The organism is Mycobacterium sp. DBP42, assembly GCF_005924235.1.
GTDB classification, from domain to species: Bacteria; Actinomycetota; Actinomycetes; order Mycobacteriales; family Mycobacteriaceae; genus Mycobacterium; species Mycobacterium syngnathidarum.
On sequence record NZ_VCMY01000110.1, the window covers coordinates 1 to 536 of the forward strand.

Sequence of the window (536 nt, forward strand, 5' to 3'; positions counted from 1 at the left end):
AGGCATATCGCAGCCTCCAACGTCCTTCATCGGCTCCCAGTGCCAAGGCATCCACCATGCGCCCTTAAACACTTACAACACAAAAACCAAAAAATGAGTTTCAAAAGAAATTGCACATCAACACACACCAACGCGACCGAAACCCGAAGGCCCCAGCCACACCCGATGCGTGCTAGATGCTCGCAACCACTATCCACAAATCAAACACCACACCCCACCACCAAAGCAGGGCAACAACACGCCGACACCCGCAACCGGATGCCACCCCCCAAGAAAAGGGGCACGGGCCTGTTGTCTCAAAGCCCAATAGTGTGTCTGGCAGTTCCATCACGTTTGTTGCGCACCAAGCCGGCGCCACTACAGCGCTCCAGCTCCTCACGGCTACACCCCCACCAATTGGGAGTGTTTTTCGTGGTGCTCCTTAGAAAGGAGGTGATCCAGCCGCACCTTCCGGTACGGCTACCTTGTTACGACTTCGTCCCAATCGCCGATCCCACCTTCGACGGCTCCCTCCACAAGGGTTAGGCCACCGGCTT

Annotated in this window: 1 rRNA gene; it reads right to left on the bottom strand. The window is 56.3% G+C overall.

Features of this window, described 5'->3' with window-relative positions:
* Positions 1–425 precede the first annotated feature (425 nt).
* Positions 426–536, bottom strand: a 16S ribosomal RNA gene (locus E0T84_RS31610); the annotation flags it as partial.